The sequence below is a fragment of the Saccharopolyspora terrae genome (assembly GCF_004348435.1).
Lineage (GTDB): Bacteria > Actinomycetota > Actinomycetes > Mycobacteriales > Pseudonocardiaceae > Saccharopolyspora > Saccharopolyspora endophytica.
Genome location: NZ_SMKS01000004.1, coordinates 77,803 through 101,612 on the forward strand (window position 1 = coordinate 77,803; position 23,810 = coordinate 101,612).

Below are 23,810 nucleotides of genomic sequence, written 5' to 3' on the forward strand. Positions count from 1 at the left end.
ATGGGTTCACGGACCGGGAAGGCCCGCAAACCCCGCGAGTCGGATTGTCGGTCCCAGCCCGTAGCGTCTGAAACGACGTGAACGACTCGCTCCCCAGAGAGTCGCCCGAAGACCCGACTCGAAGACTTCACCGAGGTGGACCCCGATGGCAGCAGCGACACCGGACAAGGGCAAAGCGCTGGAGCTGGCGCTCGCTCAGATCGACAAGCAGTTCGGCAAGGGATCGGTCATGCGGCTCGGCGACGACTCGCGGCCGCCGGTCGAGGTCATCCCGACCGGTTCGATCTCGCTGGACGTCGCACTGGGCATCGGCGGCCTGCCGCGCGGTCGTGTCGTGGAGATCTACGGCCCGGAGAGCAGCGGTAAGACCTCGGTCGCCCTGCACGCCGTGGCCAACGCCCAGAAGCTCGGCGGCACGGCGGCCTTCGTCGACGCCGAGCACGCGCTGGACCCGGAGTACGCCAAGGCGATCGGTGTGGACACCGACGCGCTGCTGGTCTCCCAGCCGGACACCGGTGAGCAGGCGCTGGAGATCGCGGACATGCTGATCCGCTCCGGTGCGCTGGACGTCATCGTCATCGACTCGGTGGCCGCGCTGGTGCCGCGCGCCGAGATCGAGGGCGAGATGGGCGACAGCCACGTGGGTCTGCAGGCCCGCCTGATGAGCCAGGCGCTGCGGAAGCTGACCTCCGCGCTGTACAACGCCAAGACCACCGCGATCTTCATCAACCAGCTCCGCGAGAAGGTCGGCGTCATGTTCGGCTCCCCGGAGACCACCACCGGTGGTAAAGCGCTGAAGTTCTACTCCTCGGTGCGACTGGACGTGCGCCGGATCGAGACGCTCAAGGACGGCTCCGACGCGGTCGGCAACCGGACCCGCGTGAAGGTCGTCAAGAACAAGGTCGCACCGCCGTTTAAGCAGGCCGAGTTCGACATCATCTACGGCATCGGCATCAGCCGCGAGGGCTCGCTGATCGACATGGGCGTCGAGCAGGGCATCATCCGCAAGTCGGGTGCCTGGTACACCTACGAGGGCGACCAGCTGGGCCAGGGCAAGGAGAACGCCCGCAAGTTCATGCGGGAGAACCCTGACGTGGCCAACGAGATCGAGAAGCGGATCAAGGAGAAGCTCGGCATCGGCGCCACCCTCGACGCCGAGGGCGGCGACAGCGCCGCCGAGCCGGCGCCGGTCGAGTTCTGATCGACGCCTTGGCACGGATGAACGACGAAGGAACGCGCCGGGGGAGCGGTCGTCGCGCCCCCGGCGCCGAACCTCGCGACGGCGAGGCGGCGGAGAAGAAGCAGCCTCGCAAGCCCGAGGACCCCGCCGCGCAGGCCCGCGACATCGTGTACCGGCTGCTGGCCAGTCGCGCTCGCAGCCGACTCGAACTGCGGCAGGCGTTGCTGCGCAAGGACATCGAGGAAGACGTCGCCGACGGCGTGCTGCAGAAGTTCGCCGACGCGGGCCTCATCGACGACGCCTCGTTCGCCGAGGAGTGGGTGAACCAGCGCCAGCGCTCCCAGGGCCTGGGGCGCAAGGCGCTGGGCTTCGAGCTGCGGCGCAAGGGCATCGACGAGCACCTCGTGGAATCGGCTCTGTCCAACGTGGACAACGATGCCGAAGCTGAGCGCGCCCGCGAACTGGTGCAGCGCAAGCTGCGCAGCACAGGATCGCTCGACTACACCGCGAAGGTGCGCCGCCTGGTCGGCATGCTCGCCCGCAAGGGCTACTCCGAAGGTCTGGCCTACCGCATCGTCAAGGAGGAGATCGAGAACGCCGGCGACGCGGCGGACTCCGACTTCTCCTGACCCCTGGCGGCTTTCTGGGCCGTTGGGGTGAAGCCCGGTGAATACCCCGAGCGGAGCTGATCTCTCTCCCTAGGCTCCAGCGCGCCGCGTGGATCGGCGCATTGGACGTCGGTCGCGCTCGACGGACCTGGGGGACAAGGTGAGTCAGCCCGCGCGAACACCAACGCAGAACCCGTACGTGGCCCAGCCGAAACCGAAGTTCGGCGGGCTGGCGTGGACAGCGCTCATCCTCGGAATCGTCGGGATCTGCGGATCGATCCTGCCGATCCTGAACAACGCCACGGCCCTGGCCGCGCTCGTCGGTCTGGTGCTGGGCGTCATCGCGCTGTTCGGAAGCCGGAAGGTGCTGGCCGGACTCGGCGCGGTGCTGTGTGCGCTGGGGATCGCCGCCACCGCCGTGCTCCAAGGGCTCGTGGTCGCCGAGCTGGACCGGGTGCTCCCCGGTGCGCAGCAAGAACAGCCGCCGTCGAGCGCGCCGGCCCCCGCTCTGCGGCTGCCGTTCGGCGAACGGCACACCTGGCCGAAGGGGCGGACGATCTCGATCCTCCCGCCCGTTCACTACGAGGAGACCAGCCAGTTCTCCCGTCCTCCCGAGGGGAAGCGGCACGTCCAGTTCGACGTGGCGGTGCGCAACGGCGGTGACACCGCTTACAACGTCATCAACGCGACGATCACTGTCACCCACAACGGGCGGCTCGCCCAGCAGCACTTCGGAGCGGGGGATCCGATCCCGGTGGCGCAGCTGCCGCCGGGCGGAGAAGTGCTCTACACCATGGTTTTCGAGATCGGGGCCGAGCCGGGCGAGCTCCAGGTCAGCGTGCAGCCGGCGTTCGCCGCTGAGGAGACCGCCCACTTCGCCGGTCCGTTCTGACTGTGGGACGTGGGTACCAGAACGTCGGTGGCGCGTCGTAGGGTTCCTGGCCATGACGAAGTCGAGGAGCCCGCAGCACATCGTGTGGGACTGGAACGGAACACTTCTTGACGACAACCACGCGGTCGTGGCCGCGGTGAACAGCGTGTGCACCCGGTTCGGCCGGGAGCACATCGACATCGACGAGTGGCGCACGATCTACAGCCGGCCGTTGCGCGCCTGCTACGAGACCCTCCTGCGGCGCGAGATCGCCGAGGACGACTGGGCCGCTGTCGACGAGCTCTACCACGTCGCCTACCGGGAACTGCTGGACTCCTGCGGCATGACCGAGGGCGTGCCGCACGTGCTGCAGGACTGGGCGGCGACCGGCCGGACCCAGTCGCTGCTGTCGATGTGGTTCCACGACGAGCTGGTCGAGCTGGTCACGGCCCGCGGTCTGCACGAGCTCTTCGACCGGATGGACGGGCTGCGCACCTCGGTGGGCGGCGGGTCCAAGGACGAGCACCTGCGCGCCCACCTCAAGGTGCAGGAGCTCGATCCGGCCGAGGTGGTGCTCATCGGTGACGTCCTCGACGACGCCCACGCGGCCGAGCAGGCCGGTGCGCAGTGCGTTCTGGTGACCACCGGCGTGATGGACCGCCCCAAGCTGGAGAAGTCCGGGTACCCGGTCGTGGACTCGATTCCGGAGGCCCTCACCCTGATCGCGGCGTGAAGCCGGGGCGCCCGCCGGAGCGGGCGCCCCGAGCGTCAGCGCAGCGCGGCGGCCTCGGCGGCCAGCTGCTCGATCTTCGCCCAGTCACCCGCTGCCAGCAGGTCCTTCGGAGCGAGCCAGGAGCCGCCGACGCAACCGACGTTGGGCAGTGCCAGGTAGTCCGGCGCGGTCGCCGGGCTGATCCCGCCGGTCGGGCAGAACCGCAGGTGCGGCAGGGGGCCGGCGATGCCCTTGAGGAACGGCACCCCGCCGCTGGGCTCGGCGGGGAAGAACTTCATCGCGCTCGCCCCGCGCTCGGCCAGCCGCATCGCCTCCGACACCGTGCCGGCACCCGCCAGGTACGGCACCCCGGAGGCGTCCAGGTCGTCCAGCAGCCGGTCGGTGGTGCCGGGGGTGACCAAGTAGCGCGCACCGGCGTCGGCGGCCTGCTTGGCCTGGCCGACCTCGGTGATCGTGCCGGCGCCGGCGACCATGTCGGGCACCTCGGCCGCGATGCGTTCGATGGCCGGGAGACCGGCCGGGGTGCGCAGGGTGACCTCGATGGTCCGGATTCCGCCGCGCAGCAGCGCTTCGGCCAGCGGGACGGCGTGCTCGGCGTCGCCGAGGGCCACGACCGGCACCACGGGTGCCAGGTCGAAAACGTCGGCTGCGGTGTTCATCTGCTCGTCCAATCGCGTCGGGGCGGTGGTTCCGCCGCTGGTCATACTCGCACCTGCGGTTGGGCCTGCCCGAACACGCTCGCGCCCTGGTCGGCCCTGCCGACGGCCTGGCGGAAGGCGGCGAACAGCTCCCGGCCGGTGCCGAACGGCGCCGGGTCCGCCCCGCGCGCGGGTTGCCGCGCGGTGAGCTCGTCGTCGGGCACGAGGGCTTCCAGCGTGCCCCGGTCGGCGTCGAGCCGGATCACGTCGCCGTCCTGGATGCGCGAGAGCGGTCCGCCCGCAGTGGCTTCCGGGGTGAGCTGGATGGCGGCCGGGATCTTGCCGGAGGCGCCCGACATCCGGCCGTCGGTGACCAGCGCGACCTGGTGCCCGCGATCCATCAGCACGCCCAGCGCCGGGGTGAGGCCGTGCAGCTCGGGCATGCCGTTGGCCTGCGGGCCCTGGTTGCGGATCACGACCACGACGTCGTGGTCGATCTCGCCCGCGGAGAAGGCCGCGGTGAAGTCGTGCTGGTCGTCGAAGACCCGCGCCGGCGCGGTAACGGTGCGGTGCGTGGCGGCCACGGCCGACACCTTGATCACCGCGCGTCCGAGGTTGCCCTCCAGCACGCGCAGTCCGCCGTCGGGCGCGAACGGGTCGTCGACGCCGCGCAGCACGTCGGTGTCCAGGCTCTTGGCGGGACCATCGCGCCACACCAGCTCGCCGTCGTCGAGGAACGGCTGCTGCCGGTAGCGGTCCAGGCCGGGCCCGGCGACCGTCTTGACGTCGGCGTGCAGCAGGCCCGCGTCGAGCAGCTCACCGATCAGCGTCTGCACGCCACCGGCCGCCGCGAAGTGGTTGATGTCGGCGGATCCGTTCGGGTAGACCTTCGCCAGCGACGGCACGACCGCCGACAGCTCCGAGAAGTCGTCCCAGGTCAGCTCGATGCCCGCGGCCGCGGCGATGGCCGGCAGGTGCAGCGTGTGGTTGGTCGAGCCGCCGGTGGCCAACAGCGCGACCACGCCGTTGACGATGGCCTTCTCGTCGAGCAGCTCGCCGATCGGCGTGCGTCCCTCGCCCTGGCCGAGCCGCACGACCTGACGGCCGGCTTCCTCGGTGAGCGCCTTGCGCAGCGGGGTGCCCGGCGGCACGAAGCTGGAGCCGGGCAGGTGCAGGCCCATGACCTCGACGACCAGCTGGTTGGAGTTGGCGGTGCCGTAGAACGTGCAGGTGCCGGGGGAGTGGTAGGAGGCGGACTCGGCCTCCAGCAGGTCCTCGCGGGTGGCCTTGCCCTCGGCGAAGAGCTGCCGGATGCGGCTCTTCTCGCGGTTGGGCAGGCCCGAGGGCATGGGGCCGGCCGGCACCAGCAGGGTCGGCAGGTGACCGAACGCCAGCGCGCCGATGAGCAGACCGGGCACGATCTTGTCGCACACCCCGAGCATCAGCGCCCCGTCGAACATCTCGTGGGACAGCGCCACGCCGGTGGCCATCGCGATCACGTCGCGGGAGAACAGCGACAGCTCCATGCCGGTGCGGCCCTGGGTGATCCCGTCGCACATCGCGGGAACGCCGCCCGCGAACTGCGCGACACCGCCCGCTTCGCGCACCGAGTCCTTCAGCCACGCCGGGAACTCGTTGTAGGGCTGGTGCGCGGAGAGCATGTCGTTGTAGGCCGACACGATCGCCACCCCGGGCTTGCTGACGCCGCGCACCGCGAGCCGGTCGGAGCCGCTGCATGCGGCGAAACCGTGCGCGAGGTTGCTGCAGGGCAGTTCGGCCCGGACGGGGCCCTGCGCTGCTGCGGCGTTGATGCGTTCGAGGTAGGCGGAGCGGGTCTGCTCGCTGCGTTCTGCGATGCGGCGGGTGACCTGCTCGACGACGGCGTGCAGTGGCGCCATGATCGCCTCCGAAGGTGAGCTGGACAAACGGGCGACTTCGTTGGCGCCACATGGCGCGGGTCACACTAGTGGGTGTGGCCTGGATTTCACAATCGATCCAGTCCATGAGAACTCGTTCCCGTCGGGCACCGACCGTGCGCGATCATGGTCGGGTGGACCCGACGGTGAAGGAGTGGTTGTGAGGATTCGCCTGCTCGCAGTGGCGGCACTGGCCGTCGTCCTGACCGGGTGCGGGCAAGCCGAACCCGCAGCGCCGCCGCCACCTCCTCCACCCGCCCCGGAGGTCCCGGCCGCACCGCCGAGCTCCTCGGCGGGAGGCGACGTGGAGCTGGGCAGCTCGCCGACGCTGACTGCGATCAAGCAGCGGAAGCGCCTGCTGGTGGGTGTGCGCGCCGACCAGCCGGAGTTCGTCACGCGCGACCCCGCGGGCGGCTACCGGGGCTTCGACGTCGACATCGCCCGCGACATCGCCCGCCGCATCGGTCTGGACCCCAGCACCCAGGTGCAGTTCCGCCGCCTGCCCCCGACGCTGCTGCGCGACGCGGTCGCCGCGGGCAACGTCGATGTCCTGCTGGGCGGCACCGCGGACGTCCCGCAGCTCGCGCAGATCCCGTACGCCGTCACCGACACCGAGCGGAACCTGGTCGTCAAGGCCGACGACCCCAAGCTCGCCGAAGAGCTCCGGGGGATGCTGCGGGCCGCGGTCGCCGACGGGACCTGGCAACGAGCCCACGACCAGAACCTGGCGCCCCAGGGGATCTCAGCCCACCCGTGACGTGAAGAGGCGCCTCCGGGAACGAGTCCCGAAGGCGCCTGCTTCGTCCGGATCAGGCGTCGCGGCCGGTGTCGTCGACGGCGACCGCGCCCAGCTTGCCCTTGCGCCCTTGGCTCATCCGGCGCTCGGTGTAGACCGCCAGCCTGCTCAGCGCGTAGTTGATGAGGATGAAGATCGCGCCGACCACGATGTAGGTCTGGATCGGGTTGCCGAGGTTCTGGATGATCACCTGCGCCTCACGCACCACGTCGACGTAGGCGACGATGAAGCCCAGCGAGGTGTCCTTGACGATGACCACGAGCTGGCTGATCAGCGCGGGCAGCATCGCCCGGAACGCCTGCGGCAGCAGCACCGTGCTCAGCACCTGACCGCGGCGCAGGCCGATGGCGTAGGCGGCCTCGCTCTGGCCCTTGGGCAGCGAGAGGATCCCGGCGCGCACGATCTCGGCGATGATCACCGAGTTGTACGCGGTCAGGCCGATCACCAGGAACCACATCGGCGACAGGTCCAAGCCCACCGAGGGAAGCACCCGGAAGGCGAAGAAGACCATGATGACCACCGGGATGCCGCGCAGAAGCTCGATCACGCCGACCACCAGCCAGCGGTACCAGGGCGCGCTCACGACGCGGGTGATCGCCAGCAGGGTGCCGATGACCAGCGAGAACACCATCGCCAGCGCGGCTGCGGTGAGGGTGCCCAGCAGGCCGGTGCCCATCAGGCCCCACAGCGCGGTGAACGTGCCGTTGGTCGGGTCCAGCAGCGGACCCCACTTCTCGGCGGTCAGCTGGCCTCGCGTGCCCAGCGTGTAGAGCACCCAACCGACCACCGCGAGCAGCAGCAGCCCGACCGCCGCGCTGGCGACCAGCGAGCGTCGTTTCGCCTGCGGGCCGGGGGCTTCGTAGAGAACCGCGTTGGTCATCGCGCGATCGCCACCTTCCGCTCCAGGTAACCCAGCAGCAGACCGGCCGGGATGGTGAGCACCAGGTAGAACAGCACCACGCCGAGCAGCACCGGCAGCGCGGCCAGGCCGCGCGCCGAGGTCAGCGTGTCGCCGACCGAGAACAGGTCCCCGCCGACGCCGAAGGCGCCCACCAGGGCCGAGTTCTTGATCATCGCGATGATCACGTTGCCCAGCGGCGGGACCACCGTGCGCACGGCCTGCGGCAGCACGACCAGCGACAGCGACTGGCCGAAGGTCAGGCCCACGGCGCGCGCGGCCTCGGCCTGACCTGCCGGAACGGCGTTGATGCCGCTTCGGATCGCCTCGCACACGAACGCCGAGGTGTACAGCGCCAGGCCGATGGTGCCGAACCAGAAGTACGAACCGTTGATGCCCAGCTCCGGCAGGCCGAAGGCCATGAAGAACAGCACCACGGTCAGCGGACAGTTGCGCAGCACGTTGACCCAGCTGGTCCCGGCGGCGCGCAGCGGAGGTAGCGGGGAGACCCGGAAGCCCGCCGCGATGGTGCCGATGACCAGCGCGAGCAGACCCGCCAGCAGGCAGATCTCCAACGTGCGCACGAGACCGCTCAGGTACAGCGGCAGGTTGTCGATGATGACTTGCACAGATTCCACTCCGGCCAAGAGATGAGGGTGCCGACCGGATCGGACGGCACCCTCATTCCGCTATCAGGTCAGCTGCAGGGGTCGGCCTGCGGAAGGCTCGGCGTCTGCTTGGACACCTTGCCGGCGGTCGCCTGCCACGCCTTCGCGTAGGTGCCGTCCTGGCCGGCCTGCGCGAGGGTCTGGTTGATGAACTCGCAGAACTTCACATCGCCCTTCTTGATGCCGATGCCGTAGGGCTCTTCGGTGAAGGGCTTCTCCACGAGCTTGAACTGCCCGCCGCTCTTCTCGACCAGACCCATCAGGATCACGTTGTCCGTGGTCACCGCCTGGACCTGACCGGTGCGCAGCGCGTCGGCGCACTTGGAGTAGACGTCGAAGAGCACCAGGTTCGGCTCGTCGACGTACTCCTTGATCTTCTCGGCCGGCGTCGAGCCGGTCACCGAGCAGACCTTCGCGCCGGTGGCCCGCAGCGTCTCCGGACCGGTGATCTGGGCGTTGTCGGACTTGACCATGATGTCCTGACCGGCCTGGTAGTACGGCCCGGCGAAGCTGATCCGCTGCTTGCGCGAGTCGTTGATGGTGTAGGTGGCCACCACCATGTCGACGCGGCCCTGCTCGATGATCTCCTCGCGGGTCTTGCTCGGCGCCTCGACCCACTGGATCTTGTCCGCGGGGATGCCCATCTTCGCCGCGACCAGCTTGGCCATCTCGACGTCGAAGCCCTGCGGCTTGCCCTCGAGGTCGTTCAGGCCGAACAGCGGCTGGTCGATCTTCGTGCCGATCCGGATGGTGCCCGCCTGCTTGAGGTTGGCCATCGTGCTTCCGGGCTCGAACTGCGCGTTCTGGTCCACCGGGATCTCCGGGGCGCCTCCGCCGCCGCCCAGTTGGTTCTCGCCGCCCCCGCCGCAGGCGGACAACGCCAGCGCCAGCGATGCCGTCAGCACCGTGACCAGACGAAATCTCTTGCCTCGCATCTGCTTACGCCTCTCTGTGCAGTGGTGGTGACACTCAGTGGGTGAGGATCTTGCCGAGGAAGTCCTTCGCCCGGTCGCTCTTCGGCTCGCCGAAGAACTTCTGGGGCTCGGCGTCCTCGACGACCTCGCCATCGGCCATGAACAGCACGCGGTGCGCGGCGCGGCGTGCGAAACCCATCTCGTGCGTGACGACGACCATGGTCATGCCCTCTTCAGCGAGACCGGTCATCACGTCGAGCACCTCGTTGACCATCTCCGGGTCCAGCGCGGAGGTCGGCTCGTCGAAGAGCATGACCTTCGGCTTCATCGCCAGCGCCCGGGCGATCGCCGCCCGCTGCTGCTGGCCGCCGGAGAGCTGTGCCGGGTACTTCTGAGCCTGGTCGGTGATGCCGACCCGCTCCAGCAGCGTCATCGCGTCGCGCTGGGCCTCGTCCCGGCTCTGCCCGCGAACCTTGATCGGCCCGAGCGTGACGTTCTCCAGGATCGTCTTGTGCGCGAAGAGGTTGAACTGCTGGAAGACCATGCCGACGTCGGCGCGCAGCTCGGCCAGGGCTCGTCCTTCGGCCGGCAGCGGCACGCCGTCGATCTCGATCGACCCGTCGTTGATCGGTTCCAGCCGGTTGATAGCCCGGCACAGCGTCGACTTTCCGGAGCCGGACGGGCCCAGGACCACGACGACCTGCCCCTTGGGCACGTCGAGGTCGATCGACCGCAGCACGTGCAGTGAGCCGAAGAACTTGTCGACCGCGGACATCCGGATCATCGGAACGTCCGTGGGGGCTGCGGTCATCCAGTGCTCCCGAATGCGTCGTATGTGGATTTCGATGGCCGAAACTTAAGCCTGTCGTGGCTGCGGAGTCCAGAGGTTGGGATCGATACGTTGTTTCAACTCCGTTACGCAACGGAGTTAGCGTCGTCCGCCTGACCGCCTATCGTGTCGGGGATTTCCAGCCGTTCGTTGCGGTCAGTAATCACCCGCAGCGTGTTCCTTCCGCTCCATCATCGGTCCGGGCGGGTGAATCGGCGATCTGACCAGGCGCTACCGTGGAACGGTGAGCACGAAGACGTACGAGATCCGCACTTTCGGCTGCCAGATGAACGTGCACGATTCCGAGCGGCTCGCGGGCATGCTGGAAGACGCCGGGTACGTGCGGGCCGACAACGGTCGGGAGATGCCCGCCGACGTGGTCGTGTTCAACACCTGCGCCGTGCGCGAGAACGCCGACAACCGGCTCTACGGCACGCTCGGCCACATGCGTCCGCAGAAGGACGTCAACCCGAACATGCAGATCGCCGTCGGTGGCTGCCTCGCGCAGAAGGACCGCGACACGATCGTCAAGAAGGCGCCCTGGGTCGACGTCGTCTTCGGCACCCACAACCTCGGTTCGCTGCCGACGCTGCTGGAACGCGCGCGGCACAACCAGGAAGCCGAGGTCGAGATCCTGGAGTCGCTGGACGTCTTCCCGTCCACGCTCCCCGCCCGCCGCGACTCCGCCTACTCCGGCTGGGTGTCGGTGTCGGTCGGCTGCAACAACACCTGCACCTTCTGCATCGTGCCCGCGCTGCGAGGCAAGGAGAAGGACCGCCGGCCCGGCGAGATCCTCTCCGAGGTCGAGGCGCTGGTGGCAGAGGGCGTGCTCGAAGTGACCTTGCTCGGCCAGAACGTCAACGCCTACGGCGTGGAGTTCGGCGACCGCTTCGCCTTCGGCAAGCTGCTGCGCTCCTGCGGCGAGATCGAGGGCCTGGAGCGGGTCCGCTTCACCTCGCCGCACCCGCGCGACTTCACCGACGACGTCATCGAGGCGATGGCCGCGACCCCCAACGTCTGCCCGCAGCTGCACATGCCGCTGCAGTCCGGCTCGGACCGCGTCCTCAAGGCGATGCGCCGCTCCTACCGCAGCGAGCGCTTCCTCGACATCGTGGGCAAGGTCCGCACGGCCATGCCGGAAGCGGCCATCACCACCGACATCATCGTCGGCTTCCCCGGGGAGACCGAGGAGGACTTCGAGGCCACGATGGAGGTCGTGCGGCGCGCCCGGTTCTCCAGCGCCTTCACCTTCCAGTACTCCAAGCGACCGGGCACGCCCGCTGCCGACATGCCCGACCAGCTGCCCAAGGAGATCGTGCAGCAGCGCTACGACCGCCTGGTCGCGCTGCAGAACGAGATCTCCTGGGACGAGAACAAGAAGATCGTCGGACGCGAGGTCGAGCTGCTGGTCGCCGAAGGGGAGGGGCGCAAGGACGCCGAGACCCACCGGCTCTCCGGCCGCGCCCGCGACGGCCGCCTGGTGCACTTCACGCCCACCGGCGCGCTCGACGGCGAGATCCGGCCCGGCGACCTCGTGCGCACCACGGTCACCCGCGCCGCCCCGCACCACCTGGTCGCCGACGCCGACATCTCAGGCCACCGCCGCACCCGGGCGGGCGACCACTGGGAAGAGGGCGTGCGCCCCAAGACCTCCGGGGTCAGCCTCGGGCTGCCCTCCATCGGTGCCCCGGCTTCGCAGCCGGCGGCGCAGCAGGGATGTGCGTGTTGAGCGAGGAACAGGACGTGAAGAGCCGCGGTGAGGTGCTGCGGCGGTTCGAACCGGGAGCCAAGGCGCTGGTCATCGCCACGGTGATGCTGGCGCTCGTGGTGAGCTCGCTGCTGCCCTGGGTGGGCGGCAGTCCCGGGTACGAGGTGCTGACCGGGCATGCGGATCCGTCGCTGAAGGTGGGGCTGCTGCCACGGCTGTTCGCGATCAACTCCGCGATCGTCGGCCTGGGCTTCGGCGCGCTGGCGCTGATCACCCGCCGCTGGGGCGCGTCCTTCCTGGCCGGTGTCGCCGGACTCGTGGTCACCTTCGAAGGCATGATCGCGATCTGGTCCCGCCAGACCAGCGGCCAGGCCGGACCGGGCCTCGGCCTGGTGCTCGCGGTCATCTGCATGGCCGTCCTGGCGATCCAGTGGATGCGCATCGTCTGGTCCCGCGACTGAGCGGTTGCTGGTTCGCGTTCTGACCACAACCGCCCGCAGAGCGATGACGCCCGCACCGAGTCCGGTGCGGGCGTCGTCGTTGGCGCGGGTCAGCGGTTAGCGATGGCCTGTTCTGCTGCGTGCAGCCATTCGCGCCACTGGGCGGCTTGCTCGTCGGCCTTCTTCGCGCGGCGCTCGTCGCCCGCGGCGCGGGCCTTCTCCGCCTGAGCCTCGAACTGCTCGACGCGGTCGCGGAACTGGTCGACGCGGGCCTGGGCCTCCGGGTCCGTGCGGCGCCACTGGGCGTCGACCGCGTCGCGGACCTTGTCGGCCACGGCGCGAAGCCTGCCCTCCAGCTCGCGCATCCGCTCGCGCGGCACCTTGCCGATCTCGTCCCAGCGCTCCTGCACGCGCTGCAGCTGCGCCTGCGCGGCCTTCAGGTCGGCCGACGGGTCGATCTGCTCGGCCTCGACCAGCAGCTCCTCCTTGAGCTTGGCGTTGGCGGCGAACTCGGCGTCGCGCTCGGAGAACGCCTCCGACCGGCGGCTGAAGAACCGGTCCTGCGCGGCCCGGAAGCGCTGCCAGAGCGCCTCATCGCTGTCCTTGGGCGCGCGACCGGCGGCCTTCCAGTCGGCCATCAGCTGCTTGTAGCGGTTGGCGGTGTCGCCCCAGTCGCTGGACTCGGTGAGCGACTCGGCCTCCTCGACCAGCTCCTGCTTGTGAGCCTTGGCCGCCGCGCGCTGGCGGTCCAGCTCGGCGAAGTGCGAGCCGCGACGGCGGCTGAAGGCGTCGCGGGCCTTGGAGAACCGCCGCCACAGCTGCTCGTCGGTCTTGCGGTCGACGCCGCGGACCTTCTTCCACTCGTCGAGGATCTGGCGCAGTCGGTCACCGGCCGACTTCCAGTGCGTCGCCTCGTGGGCGATCTCCTCGGCCTCGGCGACCAGCGCTTCCTTGCGGGCGATCGCCTCGGTCCGGGCGCGCTCCTTCTCGTGCTTGGCGCCCTCGACCGCTTCCTCGGCGCGGGCCAGCAGGTGCTCGATGCGGGCGCCCAGGGCGGCCAGGTCGCCGATCACCGCGGCCTCGGCCAACGATTCCTGCAGGTGCTTGGCGCTGGTCAGCGTGTGCTTGGGCTCGCCGGCGTGGGTGCCCAGTCGGGTCTCCAGCAGCTCGACCTCGGTGACCATGTCGTCGAACTTGCGCGCGTAGAGGGCGAGGCCTTCGGCCGCATCACCGGCCTGCCAGGAACCGATCGCCCGCTCACCGTCGGCGGTGCTCACGTACACCGTGCCGTCGGCGTCCACCCGTCCCCACTTGGAGGGGTCCGCGGAAGCCTTCGGTACTGCGGGCGCGACCGCGGGTGACCCGGTGTTGCTGCTGGTCGAGTCCGCGACCGCCTTGCTGGCGACCGACTCGGGGCTCGTGTCCTGGTGCGTCATGGCCGGCTTCCTCCTTGCGTGCCCGCTTCGATGCCCGTGTCAGCCACGGGCGCCCCGCATCGGCGGGGCCCAGCAAGCGTCAGCCCGAACCGTCGGATGGTCCGGCCTCCGCTGGCGCATTCAAACAGGTCAACAGCCGATTCGGTACTCCATACCCGAATCGGTGCCCGGCTGAAACCTCGGGACCTCATGACCTGCACGGCTTCATTGTCATCGGTCACCCGTGTGGCGGCAGCGAGCAGGGTGCCGATGCCTCGCATCGGTTCGATCCGCCGCAGTGCGCGGCCACCTGCTCCAGCCAACTCGCCCGTGACCCCATGCCGTGCACGAGTGCGATCACCCGTGTCATCGTGCCGCACCCGCCGCTGCTGGTCCTCGCGCTGGCTGTGCTCGCCGGCGCCGAAGCCGAGCGGTTGCGGGGCGCCTGTTCGCGCGCCCTGTCCAGTCTGACGGATTCGAACGCCGAATGGGTGGTCGTTGGTGCAGATCCATCCTTCCCGACGCGATTCAGATCGCACACCGCTTCGAGTGGCGCCACGACCCGCTCCGGGCGGACGGAACCGGGCAGTGGGCACTTAGAGTTCTGGTGTGTCTTCGCTCCCGCACCCCGTCGCCGTCGTCGGGCCCACAGCCACCGGAAAGTCCGACCTCGCCGTGCTGCTCGCCGAGCGGTTCGACGGCGAGGTGATCAACGCCGACGCGATGCAGCTCTACCGCGGGATGGACATCGGCACCGCCAAGCTCACCCTCGACGAGCGGCGGGGCGTCCCGCACCACCAGCTCGACGTCCTCGACGTCACCGAGACCGCCTCGGTCGCCGCGTACCAGCGAGCGGCCCGAGCCGACCTGGAGGACGTGCTCGCCCGCGGTCGCACCCCGATCCTCGTGGGCGGGTCCGGGCTCTACGTGCAGGCGGTCGTGGACGACCTGACGTTCCCCGGGACCGATCCGCAGGTGCGGCAGAAGTACGAGGACGAGCTGGCCAAGCTCGGACCGGTCGCGCTGCACCGGAGGCTCGCCGAACTCGACCCCGCCGCCGCGGCGGCCATCCTGACCAGCAACGGACGTCGCATCGTGCGGGCGCTGGAGGTCATCGAGATCACCGGCGAGCCGTTCTCGGCGAACCTGCCCACCCCGGGCCCGCCCCGCTACGGCACGGTCCTGGTCGGCCTGGACCGGCCCGCCGAGGACCTCGATGATCGCGTCGACGAGCGCGTGACCCGCATGTTCGACTCCGGCCTGGTCGATGAGGTGCGCCGCCTGGAGGAGAAGGGGCTGCGCCACGGCCGCACCGCCAGTCGTGCGCTGGGCTACCAGCAGGTGCTGGCCGAGTTCGACGGCGCGGACGACATGACCGCCGCCGCGGCCGAGACCGCACGGTTGACGCGCCGCTTCGTCCGGCGGCAGCGCTCGTGGTTCCGCCGCGACGAGCGCATCAACTGGTTCGACGCCGCGGACCCCGAGCTTGCCGACCATGTCCGTGCCCTGGTGAATCCGTAGACTGGCGACGTGCACGCCTTCGGAGGACCCGAGTACATCAAGGGCCACGGGACCCAGAACGACTTCGTCATCCTGCCCGACCCGGACGGTGAGCTGGAGCTCACCGGCGATCGGGTGCGCGCTCTGTGCGACCGGCAGCGCGGTCTGGGCGCGGACGGCGTGCTGCGCGTGATCCGCGCGGGCAACCTGCCCGACGCCCCGGCCGACGTCCCCTCGGACGTGTGGTTCATGGACTACCGCAACGCCGATGGATCGATCGCCGAGATGTGCGGCAACGGCGTGCGCGTGTTCGCCCGCTACCTCGTCGCGTCCGGACTCGCCCCGTCCGGGGACCTGCAGGTCGGCACCCGCGCGGGCATCCGCCCCGTGCACACCCACCAGGACGGCCGGGTGACCGTCGAGATGGGGCAGGCCAAGATCTTCGGCGAGTCCACCACCACGGTGAACGGCACCGCTTTCGCCGGCGTTGCCGTCGACGTCGGCAACCCGCACCTGGCCTGCGTCGGAGGCCACGATCTCGACGCCCTCGACCTCAGCGCAGCCCCGCCGCACGACGTGAACCTGTTCCCGGACGGCGTGAACGTCGAGTTCGTGCGGCCGCTCGGCGGCGACGAGGTGCGGATGCGGGTGCACGAGCGCGGTGTCGGCGAGACCCGCTCCTGCGGCACCGGCACGGTCGCCGCGACCGCCGCCGCCCTGCACGCCGCAGGTCAGACCACCGGTCGCCGGGTCGTGCACATCCCCGGCGGCACCGTCGAGGTGGAGATCACCGCGAGCGGTTCCACCCTGACCGGCCCTGCCGTGCTGGTCGGTGGAGGACGGCTGGACCCCGACTGGTGGCAGAACCCGTGACGACCTCTTCGACGATCCCGAACCCGCAGTTCAGTGCTGCGCGGACGGGTTCGGGCAAGCGCAGCGAGTGAAAATGGGTCGCGCAGCGTGGGACAATGACCGTGAGATGAGAGATTCCTTGACCGCATCCCCAGAGCTCGACCACGACGCCGCCTTGGACCAGGACATGGCCGACGGCGACGAATTCGAACCGATCCTGGCCGGTGGTGAGCCTTCCACCGGCGAGATGGAGCTGGAAGACCGCGCCTCGCTGCGGCGGATCTCCGGGCTGTCCACCGAGCTCGAGGACATCACCGAGGTCGAGTACCGGCGGCTGCGGCTGGAGCGCGTCGTTTTGGTGGGCGTCTGGACCGAGGGCGACGCCGCGCACGCCGACGCGTCGCTCGCCGAGCTCGCCCGCCTCGCCGAGACCGCCGGTTCGGAGGTGCTCGAAGGCATCATCCAGCGGCGCGACCGTCCCGACCCCGGTACCTACATCGGCTCCGGCAAGGTCCGCGAGCTGCGCGACCTGGTCGCCTCCAACGGCGCCGACACGGTCATCTGCGATGGTGAGCTCTCGCCCGGCCAGCTGCGGCAGCTGGAGGAGAAGCTCAAGGTCAAGGTGGTCGACCGCACCGCGCTGATCCTCGACATCTTCGCCCAGCACGCCCGTTCCAAGGAGGGCAAGGCGCAGGTCGAGCTCGCTCAGCTGCAGTACTTCCTGCCGCGACTGCGCGGCTGGGGTGAAACGATGTCCCGTCAGGCCGGTGGCCGGGCGGGCGCCAACGGCGGTGTGGGCACCCGTGGTCCCGGTGAGACCAAGCTGGAGACCGACCGCCGGAGCATCCACAAGCGCATCAGCAAGCTGCGCAAGGAACTGGCCGCGATGAAGACGGTCCGCGGCACCAAGCGCAGCCGCCGCGAGTCCAACGAGGTCCCCGGCGTGGCCATCGCCGGCTACACCAACGCCGGCAAGTCCAGCCTGCTCAACGCGTTGACCGGTGCCGGTGTTCTGGTCGAGGACGCCCTGTTCGCGACTCTGGACCCGACCACCCGCAAGGCCGTCACACCCGATGGCCAGCCGCACACGCTCACCGACACCGTCGGGTTCGTGCGCCACCTGCCGCACCAGCTGGTCGAGGCGTTCCGCTCCACCCTCGAAGAGGTCGCCAGCGCGGACCTGCTGGTCCACGTCGTCGACGGCTCCGAGGCGTCGCCGCACGAGCAGGTCGCCGCCGTGCGCGAGGTGCTCAGCGAGATCTCCGCGGAGCACAAGTCGGAGATGCCTCCAGAGCTGCTCGTCGTCAACAAGATCGACTCGGTGGACGCGACGCGCATGGCCGAACTGCGCCGCCTGTTGCCGGAGGCCGTGCTCGTCTCGGCCCACAGCGGCAAGGGCATCGAGCACCTGCGCGAGATCATCGCCGACAGGCTCCCGCGCCCGGAGGTGTTCGTCGACGCCCTGATCCCCTACACGCGGGGTGACCTGGTGGCGCGGCTGCACAGCGACGGCGAGGTCGTCGAGGAGGAGCACACGCCCGAGGGCACCCGGATCCAGGCCAAGGTCCGCCCGGACCTGGCCTCGCTGATCGAGCCCTTCGCGGCCAACGGTGCGGCCTGACCGAGCCGGCGGCCTGACCGGGGCCGCGCTGCTCGCCGCCTGCGCGATCCTCTCCGGCGCGCCCGCGCACGCGCAGTCGGCTCCGGTGGAGTTGTGCACCATCGAGGAATCCGGGCTCTCCGAGCTGTCCGGTCTGGCCTCGGACGGGGACAACTGGTACGCCGTCAACGACAGCGGATCGCGGGCGCGGGCCTTCGTGCTCGACCCGCGGACCTGCGAGGTCCGCTCGCAACGCACGGGCGACAGCGATCCCTACGACGTCGAGGACCTGGCGCTGGCTCCGGACGGAGCGCTCTGGCTGGCCGACACCGGCGACAACCGGCACAAGCGGGAGAACGTGGCGCTGCACGTGCTGGACCGCAACGGCGGTTCCGCGCTGTACCGGATGTCCTATCCGGACAGTCCGCACGACGCCGAGGCGCTGCTGCTGGATCGGGCCGGAGTGCCGCACATCGTCACCAAGGAGCCGCTCGGCTGGGCGGGGGTGTACCGGCCCGCGGAACTGTTGGACGCAGGGCGGGTCGTCCCGATGGAACGGGTCGGTTCGGTGTCCCTGCGCGCGACGAAGACCCCGGGCGGACCGCTCGACGGATCGATGGGTTCGGTTCTGGTCACGGGTGGATCGGTGAGCGCGGACGGCACGCTGGTGGCGCTGCGCACCTACAACGAGGCCTACGTCTACCGCTCGCCGAACGGGGACGTGCTCGAAGCGCTCAAGGGCGAACCGGTGCGGATTCCGCTCCCGGACGAGGAGCAGGGCGAAGCCATCGCCTGGCAACCCGACGGCAGCCTGCTGTCCGGTTCAGAAGGTGGAGAAGCGGTCCGCCGCGTCGCCGGGGCGGACGGCGACCCGTCGGCTGAGACGGCCACCGACCAGCCCGCGCCGTCCGGCGGCGACGGCGACCAGGCCCAGCCCGCGACCGAGGAGGGCGGCATGTCCACCGGTCGCGCGCTGCTGTTCGCCGGAGTCATCGCCGCCCTGCTGGTCTACCTCGTCAGCTGGCGCCGCAAGCGCTCCTGACCGCCTCGCTCAGAGGCGGCGCAGGACTGCGACGACCTTGCCGAGGATCTGGGCGTCGTCACCCAGGATCGGCTCGTAGGCCGAGTTGTGCGGCATCAGCCAGACGTGCTCGTCGGTGCGCTTGAAGGTCTTCACCGTCGCCTCGCCGTCGATCATCGCCGCGACGACCTCGCCGTTGTCCGCGTCGGGCTGCTGGCGGACGGCGACCCAGTCGCCATCGGTGATGGCCAGGTCGACCATCGAGTCGCCGACGACCTTCAGCAGGAACAGGGTTCCGTCGCCGACGATCTCCTTGGGCAGCGGGAAGACGTCCTCGATGGACTCCTCCGCCAGGATCGGACCGCCCGCCGCGATGCGACCGACGACCGGGACGTAGGCCGGCTTCGACTGAGCCTCGTTCTCCGGCTCGCCGCCGACCAGCACGCCCACGGTGCGCGGCCGGTGCGGGTCGCGGCGCAGGAAGCCCTTCCGCTCCAGCACGCGCAGTTGGTAGGCGACCGAGGAGGTCGACGTCAGGCCCACCGCGTCACCGATCTCCCGGACGCTGGGTGGATAGCCGTGCTCGCTCATCCACTCCCGGATGGCCTCCAGCACCTTGAGCTGGCGGTCGCTGAGCTCCTCGGCCGCGGTGGCCTGCTCTGGCACGGTGTCCACCTCGGCAGGGGAGTCCTTGATGTCGTCTACGCGGCCCCCGATAGAGCCGGTCGCATTTCTCGCCACCGCTGCCTCCTGAATCCGTGTGAACTGCGGTGCTGGTCTTCATCGAGCGGTGTGCCGCCCCGGATCTGGTCACCGGTGTTCGCCGTCCGCTGCTCGCTTTCCACAGTAGACGCGGTAAACACGGAGATCAAACACCTGTTCGAGTTAATTTTGGCTCAGGGTCTCGCGCTGAAGGCCACTCTTGGTACACAATCGCACGGAGGTTCGATCGAACAACCTTTCGATCATCGTTCCGCGCGGGAGGCGACATGACCACGTTCATCGACACAGTACGGCGAGTTCGGCCTGTTGAGCGGGAGTCGCTCGCCGGTCGGCCGGAAGTCGAGCCGATCGTGTCGCCCCTGCGTCGGGCCGAGGCTCGTCGCCCGCATGGGCGGGTGATCGAGGCTCGGCGTCGCGGGCAGGCCGCCGAAGCCAGATCGTGCGCCAGGCCGGTGCTGGAGAAGGGCAGACTCGGCGAGTGGCTCGTGCTCTCCGGCGTCGCCGCCGCAGCCTTCCTCGGCGTGGTGCTGGTGGGGCTGTTCGGGGCGGGCGACGCGCCGGTGGCGGGAGGTACCACCGTTGTGCAGGTGCGAACGGGGGACACTCTGTGGAGCATCGCGACGCGCATGACACCCGATGCCGACCCCCGCGCGGCGGTCGATCGCATCGTCGAGCTCAACGGTCTCGGGGCGCCTTCCGCGGAAGCGGGCCGATTCCTGGTGGTGCCGGTCGGTAGCTGACCGAACCCCAAGATGTTGTGGTTCGCCGGGTTTTCCCAGCTGGGGCGAGGGGTGCGTCATCCGGCCGGGCGACACAGGTGTGTCGGTTTGCAACGCGGTCCGGCGCGGGTTTAAAGTCGACCACAACATCTAGTAGTTACGTCCATGTGGTTAGTCCATAGATTGGGCTTCCAGGGTTCTGGGTACCCCGTGGACGTACGTGGTCGCGGGCCGGTGGGACCGGCTGACGACCTCCAAGGGGGAAGGGGGGTGAATGGCCGGTGCGGTGCCCGTTCTGCCGCGGCGATGACTCCAGGGTCGTGGACTCGCGCGAAGTGGAGGACGGCCAGGCGATCCGCCGCCGACGCTCGTGCTCGGCGTGTGGTCGCCGGTTCACGACGATCGAAGAGCTGGTGTTGTCGGTCGTGAAGCGATCGGGCGTCACCGAGCCCTTCAGCCGGGAGAAAGTGGTCACCGGTGTCCGCCGGGCCTGTCAGGGGCGTCCTGTAGAAGAGGACGCGCTGCAGCAGTTGGCGCACCAGGTGGAGGAGGCGATCCGGTCCTCCGGCGTCGCCGAGCTGCCCAGCCACGAAGTCGGGCTGGCCATCCTCGGTCCGCTGCGGGAACTGGACGAAGTCGCCTACCTGCGCTTCGCGAGCGTTTACCGCGCGTACTCCTCGGTGGAGGACTTCGAGAAGGAAATCACCGACCTGCGGGCTGCGAGGGAGTCACTGCGGGACGGCGAGCAACTAGACGTGGAGTGCGGCGGTTGAGCAAGCCGCGACGGCGTGCGTCCCGCAGAGGGGGCGGAAGCGCGAAAGGCCATTCGCAGCCCCGGGCGGGGACGGCGAAGAGAACAGAGTCACGACCGAACCGGACGGGGAGCCCGGACGGGGCCGACGAAACGCGACGAGCGACTGAGCGAGCGATGAAGAAGGAAAAGGGGCAGGTCATGACAGAGACCGTCGGTAGCCCGGCCGGCGCAGCGGGGGAGCCGGAAGCAGATGCTCGCAAGGGCATCCGGGTTGAGCGCGTCTACACCACCGAGGGGGTGCACCCCTACGACGACGTCAAGTGGGAGCGTCGCGACGTGGTGATGACCAACTGGCGGGACGGTTCGGTCAACTTCGAGCAGCGCGGGGTCGAGTTCCCCGACTTCTGGTCGTTGAACGCGGTCAACATCGTCACCAGCAAGTACTTCCGCGGTGCCGTCGGCACCGACGAGCGGGAGGGCAGCCTGCGGCAGCTGATCGACCGCGTCGTGAAGACCTACGTCGCCTCCGGCGTCGAGAACGACTACTTCGCGACCGACGAGGACGCGGAGATCTTCGAGCACGAGCTGACCTACATGCTGTTGCACCAGGTCTTCAGCTTCAACTCGCCCGTCTGGTTCAACGTGGGAACCAGCTCGCGCCAGCAGGTCTCGGCCTGCTTCATCCTGTCGGTCGACGACACGATGGAGTCGATCCTCGACTGGTACAAGGAAGAGGGCCTGATCTTCAAGGGCGGTTCCGGTGCCGGGCTGAACCTGTCCCGCATCCGCTCCTCCAAGGAGCTGCTGTCCTCCGGTGGCACCGCTTCCGGCCCGGTCTCGTTCATGCGCGGCGCGGACGCCTCGGCGGGCACCATCAAGTCCGGTGGCGCGACCCGTCGCGCGGCCAAGATGGTCGTCCTCGACGTCGACCACCCGGACGTCGAGGAGTTCATCGAGACCAAGGCGCGCGAGGAGCACAAGATCCGCGCGCTGCGCGACGCCGGTTTCGACATGGACCTCGGTGGCGCGGACTCCAACTCGGTGCAGTACCAGAACGCCAACAACTCGGTGCGCGTCTCCGACGAGTTCATGCGCTCGGTCGAGAGCGACAACGACTTCGGCTTGCGCTCCCGCACCGACGGCGACGTGATCGACACCGTCAAGGGCCGCGACCTGTTCCGCAAGCTGGCCAAGGCCGCGTGGGAATGCGCCGACCCGGGCATCCAGTACGACGACACGATCAACGACTGGCACACCTCGCCGGAGACGGGCCGGATCACCGCGTCCAACCCGTGCTCGGAGTACATGCACCTGGACAACTCCAGCTGCAACCTGGCCTCGTTGAACCTGATGAAGTTCCTGCGCGATGACCTGACCTTCGACGCCGAGCTGTTCGAGAAGGCCGTCGAGTTCGTCATCACCGCGATGGACATCTCGATCTGCTTCGCGGACTTCCCGACGGAGTCGATCGGCGTCACGACCCGCAAGTTCCGCCAGCTCGGCATCGGTTACGCCAACCTCGGCGCGCTGCTGATGGCCACCGGTCACGCCTACGACTCCGACGGCGGTCGTGCGCTGGCGGCGGCGATCACCTCGCTGATGACCGGCACCGCCTACAAGCGTTCGGCCGAGCTCGCCGGTGTCGTCGGCCCCTACGATGGCTACGCCCGCAACGCCGAGGGCCACCAGCGGGTCATGCGCAAGCACGCCGCTGCCAACGACCTGGTGCGCACCTACCACCACAACGACAAGACCGTGCACAAGCTGGCCACCAAGGTGTGGCAGCAGGGTCTGGAGATCGGGAACCGCAACGGCTGGCGCAACGCCCAGGCGTCGGTGTTGGCCCCGACCGGCACGATCGGCCTGATGATGGACTGCGACACCACCGGTGTCGAGCCCGACCTGGCGCTGGTGAAGTTCAAGAAGCTGGTCGGCGGCGGCTCGATGCAGATCGTCAACCAGACGGTCCCGCGCGCCCTGCAGGCCCTGGGCTACCAGGAAGAGCAGATCGAGGCGATCGTCGAGTACATCGCCGAGCACGGTCACGTCGTGGACGCGCCTGGTCTGCGCCAGGAGCACTACGAGGTCTTCGACTGCGCGATGGGCGAGCGCTCGATCGCGCCGATGGGCCACGTGCGGATGATGGCCGCGGTGCAGCCGTTCATCTCGGGTGCGATCTCCAAGACGGTGAACATGCCGGAGTCGGCGACCGTCGAAGAGGTCGAGGAGCTCTACTTCGAGGGCTGGAAGCTGGGCCTGAAGGCGCTGGCGATCTACCGCGACAACTGCAAGGTCGGCCAGCCGCTGTCCGCCGGCAAGGGCGACAAGGGCGAGTCGGAGAAGGTCGTCGAGAAGCAGATCGAGTACCGCCCGGTCCGCAAGCGCCTGCCGAAGAAGCGCCCGAGCCAGACGGTGTCGTTCACCGTCGGCGGTGCCGAGGGCTACCTGCACGCCGGTTCGTACCCCGACGACGGGCTGGGCGAGATCTTCGTCAAGCTCGGCAAGCAGGGATCGACCCTGGCCGGTGTGATGGACGCCTTCTCCATGTCGATCTCGGTGGGTCTGCAGTACGGCATCCCGCTGGAGTTCTACGTCTCGAAGTTCCAGAACCTGCGCTTCGAGCCGGCCGGCATGACCGACGACCCGGACATCCGGATGGCCAGCAGCGTCCTGGACTACCTGTTCCGCCGCCTGGCGCTGGACTACCTGCCCTACGAGAAGCGCGCCCAGCTGGGCATCTTCACCGTGGACGAGCGGGAAGCCCAGGTCAACAACACGGAACCGGCTCAGCCTTCGGACAACGTCGACCTGGACACCATGCGGTCCACGGTGGACTACGCGAAGGCCGAGGAGAAGTCCGAGTCCAAGCAGGAGGTCCGCGCGGGCAGCTCCACCGAGCTGCTCGAGCTCCAGCTGGGCAAGGCCGCCGACGCGCCGCTGTGCATGACCTGCGGTACGAAGATGCGCCCGTCGGGCTCGTGCTACCTCTGCGAGGGCTGCGGCTCCACGTCGGGCTGCAGCTGAGCC

At 69.4% G+C, this 23,810-nt stretch carries 22 protein-coding genes; 14 read left to right on the forward strand and 8 right to left on the reverse strand.

Annotation, left to right across the window (positions count from 1 at the left end; all coding sequences use genetic code 11):
* Positions 1-145 precede the first annotated feature (145 nt).
* From recA to E1181_RS04380, 4 genes are all read left to right on the forward strand, one after another.
* Positions 146-1,201, forward strand: a complete 1,056-nt coding sequence (gene recA / locus E1181_RS04365; RefSeq protein ID WP_132672583.1) for a recombinase RecA — start codon at positions 146-148, stop codon at positions 1,199-1,201.
* Positions 1,202-1,218: 17 nt separating this feature from the next.
* Positions 1,219-1,809, forward strand: coding sequence for a regulatory protein RecX (locus E1181_RS04370; protein WP_132672584.1), 591 nt, complete (start codon positions 1,219-1,221; stop codon positions 1,807-1,809).
* A 178-nt stretch (positions 1,810-1,987) separates the two neighbouring features.
* Positions 1,988-2,680 (forward strand): DUF4352 domain-containing protein, encoded by a 693-nt coding sequence (locus E1181_RS04375; RefSeq protein WP_132672585.1) that lies wholly within the window; start codon positions 1,988-1,990, stop codon positions 2,678-2,680.
* A 52-nt stretch (positions 2,681-2,732) separates the two neighbouring features.
* Entirely contained in the window at positions 2,733-3,392 is a 660-nt protein-coding gene (locus tag E1181_RS04380; protein WP_132672586.1) for an HAD family hydrolase, read from the forward strand.
* 35 nt (positions 3,393-3,427) lie between these two features.
* Here the strand turns inward: E1181_RS04380 and eda are convergent, their stop codons facing one another.
* The gene (eda, locus tag E1181_RS04385) at positions 3,428-4,051 is read right to left on the reverse strand and encodes a bifunctional 4-hydroxy-2-oxoglutarate aldolase/2-dehydro-3-deoxy-phosphogluconate aldolase (protein ID WP_132672702.1); all 624 of its coding nucleotides are present in this window, start codon (positions 4,049-4,051) and stop codon (positions 3,428-3,430) included.
* 41 nt (positions 4,052-4,092) lie between these two features.
* Positions 4,093-5,928 (reverse strand): phosphogluconate dehydratase, encoded by a 1,836-nt coding sequence (gene edd, locus E1181_RS04390; RefSeq protein ID WP_132672587.1) that lies wholly within the window; start codon positions 5,926-5,928, stop codon positions 4,093-4,095.
* Positions 5,929-6,106: 178 nt separating this feature from the next.
* Between edd and E1181_RS04395 the strand changes: the two genes are divergently transcribed.
* Positions 6,107-6,703 carry a substrate-binding periplasmic protein gene (locus tag E1181_RS04395; RefSeq protein WP_132672588.1) on the forward strand — a complete coding sequence of 199 codons (597 nt, stop codon included), beginning with the start codon at positions 6,107-6,109 and terminating at the stop codon, positions 6,701-6,703.
* Between the two features lie 52 nt (positions 6,704-6,755).
* Here the strand turns inward: E1181_RS04395 and E1181_RS04400 are convergent, their stop codons facing one another.
* The 4 genes from E1181_RS04400 to E1181_RS04415 are packed head-to-tail and all read right to left on the reverse strand — an operon-like array spanning position 6,756 to position 10,006.
* Complete coding sequence (locus E1181_RS04400) at positions 6,756-7,622, reverse strand: amino acid ABC transporter permease (RefSeq protein WP_132672589.1); 867 nt, start codon at positions 7,620-7,622, stop codon at positions 6,756-6,758.
* On the reverse strand, positions 7,619-8,278 hold the full coding sequence (locus tag E1181_RS04405; protein WP_235876170.1) for an amino acid ABC transporter permease: 660 nt from the start codon (positions 8,276-8,278) through the stop codon (positions 7,619-7,621). The genes E1181_RS04400 and E1181_RS04405 overlap by 4 nt, the downstream gene beginning before the upstream one ends.
* 59 nt (positions 8,279-8,337) lie before the next feature.
* The gene (locus tag E1181_RS04410; protein WP_132672590.1) at positions 8,338-9,243 is read right to left on the reverse strand and encodes a glutamate ABC transporter substrate-binding protein; all 906 of its coding nucleotides are present in this window, start codon (positions 9,241-9,243) and stop codon (positions 8,338-8,340) included.
* Positions 9,244-9,277: 34 nt separating this feature from the next.
* Positions 9,278-10,006: an amino acid ABC transporter ATP-binding protein gene (locus tag E1181_RS04415; protein WP_165944517.1), complete on the reverse strand. Its 729-nt coding sequence runs from the start codon at positions 10,004-10,006 to the stop codon at positions 9,278-9,280.
* Positions 10,007-10,295: 289 nt separating this feature from the next.
* Here E1181_RS04415 and miaB point away from each other — a divergent pair, with 289 nt between their 5' ends.
* Entirely contained in the window at positions 10,296-11,780 is a 1,485-nt protein-coding gene (gene miaB / locus E1181_RS04420) for a tRNA (N6-isopentenyl adenosine(37)-C2)-methylthiotransferase MiaB (RefSeq protein ID WP_132672592.1), read from the forward strand.
* Positions 11,768-12,220, forward strand: coding sequence for an Rv2732c family membrane protein (locus E1181_RS04425; RefSeq protein WP_132672593.1), 453 nt, complete (start codon positions 11,768-11,770; stop codon positions 12,218-12,220). Before miaB ends, E1181_RS04425 begins: the two co-directional genes overlap by 13 nt.
* 89 nt (positions 12,221-12,309) lie before the next feature.
* Here the strand turns inward: E1181_RS04425 and E1181_RS04430 are convergent, their stop codons facing one another.
* Entirely contained in the window at positions 12,310-13,635 is a 1,326-nt protein-coding gene (locus E1181_RS04430; protein WP_132672594.1) for a DUF349 domain-containing protein, read from the reverse strand.
* A gap of 588 nt (positions 13,636-14,223) precedes the next feature.
* Here E1181_RS04430 and miaA point away from each other — a divergent pair.
* The 4 genes from miaA (at position 14,224) to E1181_RS04455 (ending at position 18,608) form a co-directional block, all read left to right on the forward strand.
* A complete protein-coding gene (miaA, locus tag E1181_RS04440; RefSeq protein ID WP_132672595.1) occupies positions 14,224-15,135 on the forward strand; it encodes a tRNA (adenosine(37)-N6)-dimethylallyltransferase MiaA in 912 nt (303 codons plus the stop codon).
* A 9-nt stretch (positions 15,136-15,144) separates the two neighbouring features.
* Positions 15,145-15,987 carry a diaminopimelate epimerase gene (gene dapF, locus E1181_RS04445; protein WP_132672596.1) on the forward strand — a complete coding sequence of 281 codons (843 nt, stop codon included), beginning with the start codon at positions 15,145-15,147 and terminating at the stop codon, positions 15,985-15,987.
* A 166-nt stretch (positions 15,988-16,153) separates the two neighbouring features.
* The gene (hflX, locus tag E1181_RS04450) at positions 16,154-17,587 is read left to right on the forward strand and encodes a GTPase HflX (protein WP_132672704.1); all 1,434 of its coding nucleotides are present in this window, start codon (positions 16,154-16,156) and stop codon (positions 17,585-17,587) included.
* Positions 17,577-18,608, forward strand: coding sequence for an esterase-like activity of phytase family protein (locus E1181_RS04455; protein WP_235876188.1), 1,032 nt, complete (start codon positions 17,577-17,579; stop codon positions 18,606-18,608). The genes hflX and E1181_RS04455 overlap by 11 nt, the downstream gene beginning before the upstream one ends.
* Before the next feature lie 9 nt (positions 18,609-18,617).
* On the opposite strand, the gene lexA is transcribed toward E1181_RS04455, so the two are convergent.
* A complete protein-coding gene (gene lexA / locus E1181_RS04460) occupies positions 18,618-19,283 on the reverse strand; it encodes a transcriptional repressor LexA (protein ID WP_235876320.1) in 666 nt (221 codons plus the stop codon).
* Positions 19,284-19,576: 293 nt separating this feature from the next.
* Here lexA and E1181_RS04465 point away from each other — a divergent pair, with 293 nt between their 5' ends.
* The 3 genes from E1181_RS04465 to E1181_RS04475 all read left to right on the forward strand — a co-directional run bounded on the left by E1181_RS04465 (position 19,577) and on the right by E1181_RS04475 (position 23,807).
* Positions 19,577-20,050, forward strand: coding sequence for a LysM peptidoglycan-binding domain-containing protein (locus tag E1181_RS04465; protein WP_132672597.1), 474 nt, complete (start codon positions 19,577-19,579; stop codon positions 20,048-20,050).
* A 260-nt stretch (positions 20,051-20,310) separates the two neighbouring features.
* Entirely contained in the window at positions 20,311-20,802 is a 492-nt protein-coding gene (gene nrdR / locus E1181_RS04470) for a transcriptional regulator NrdR (protein WP_132672598.1), read from the forward strand.
* Positions 20,803-20,981: 179 nt separating this feature from the next.
* A complete protein-coding gene (locus E1181_RS04475; protein ID WP_132672599.1) occupies positions 20,982-23,807 on the forward strand; it encodes a vitamin B12-dependent ribonucleotide reductase in 2,826 nt (941 codons plus the stop codon).
* Positions 23,808-23,810 lie beyond the last annotated feature (3 nt).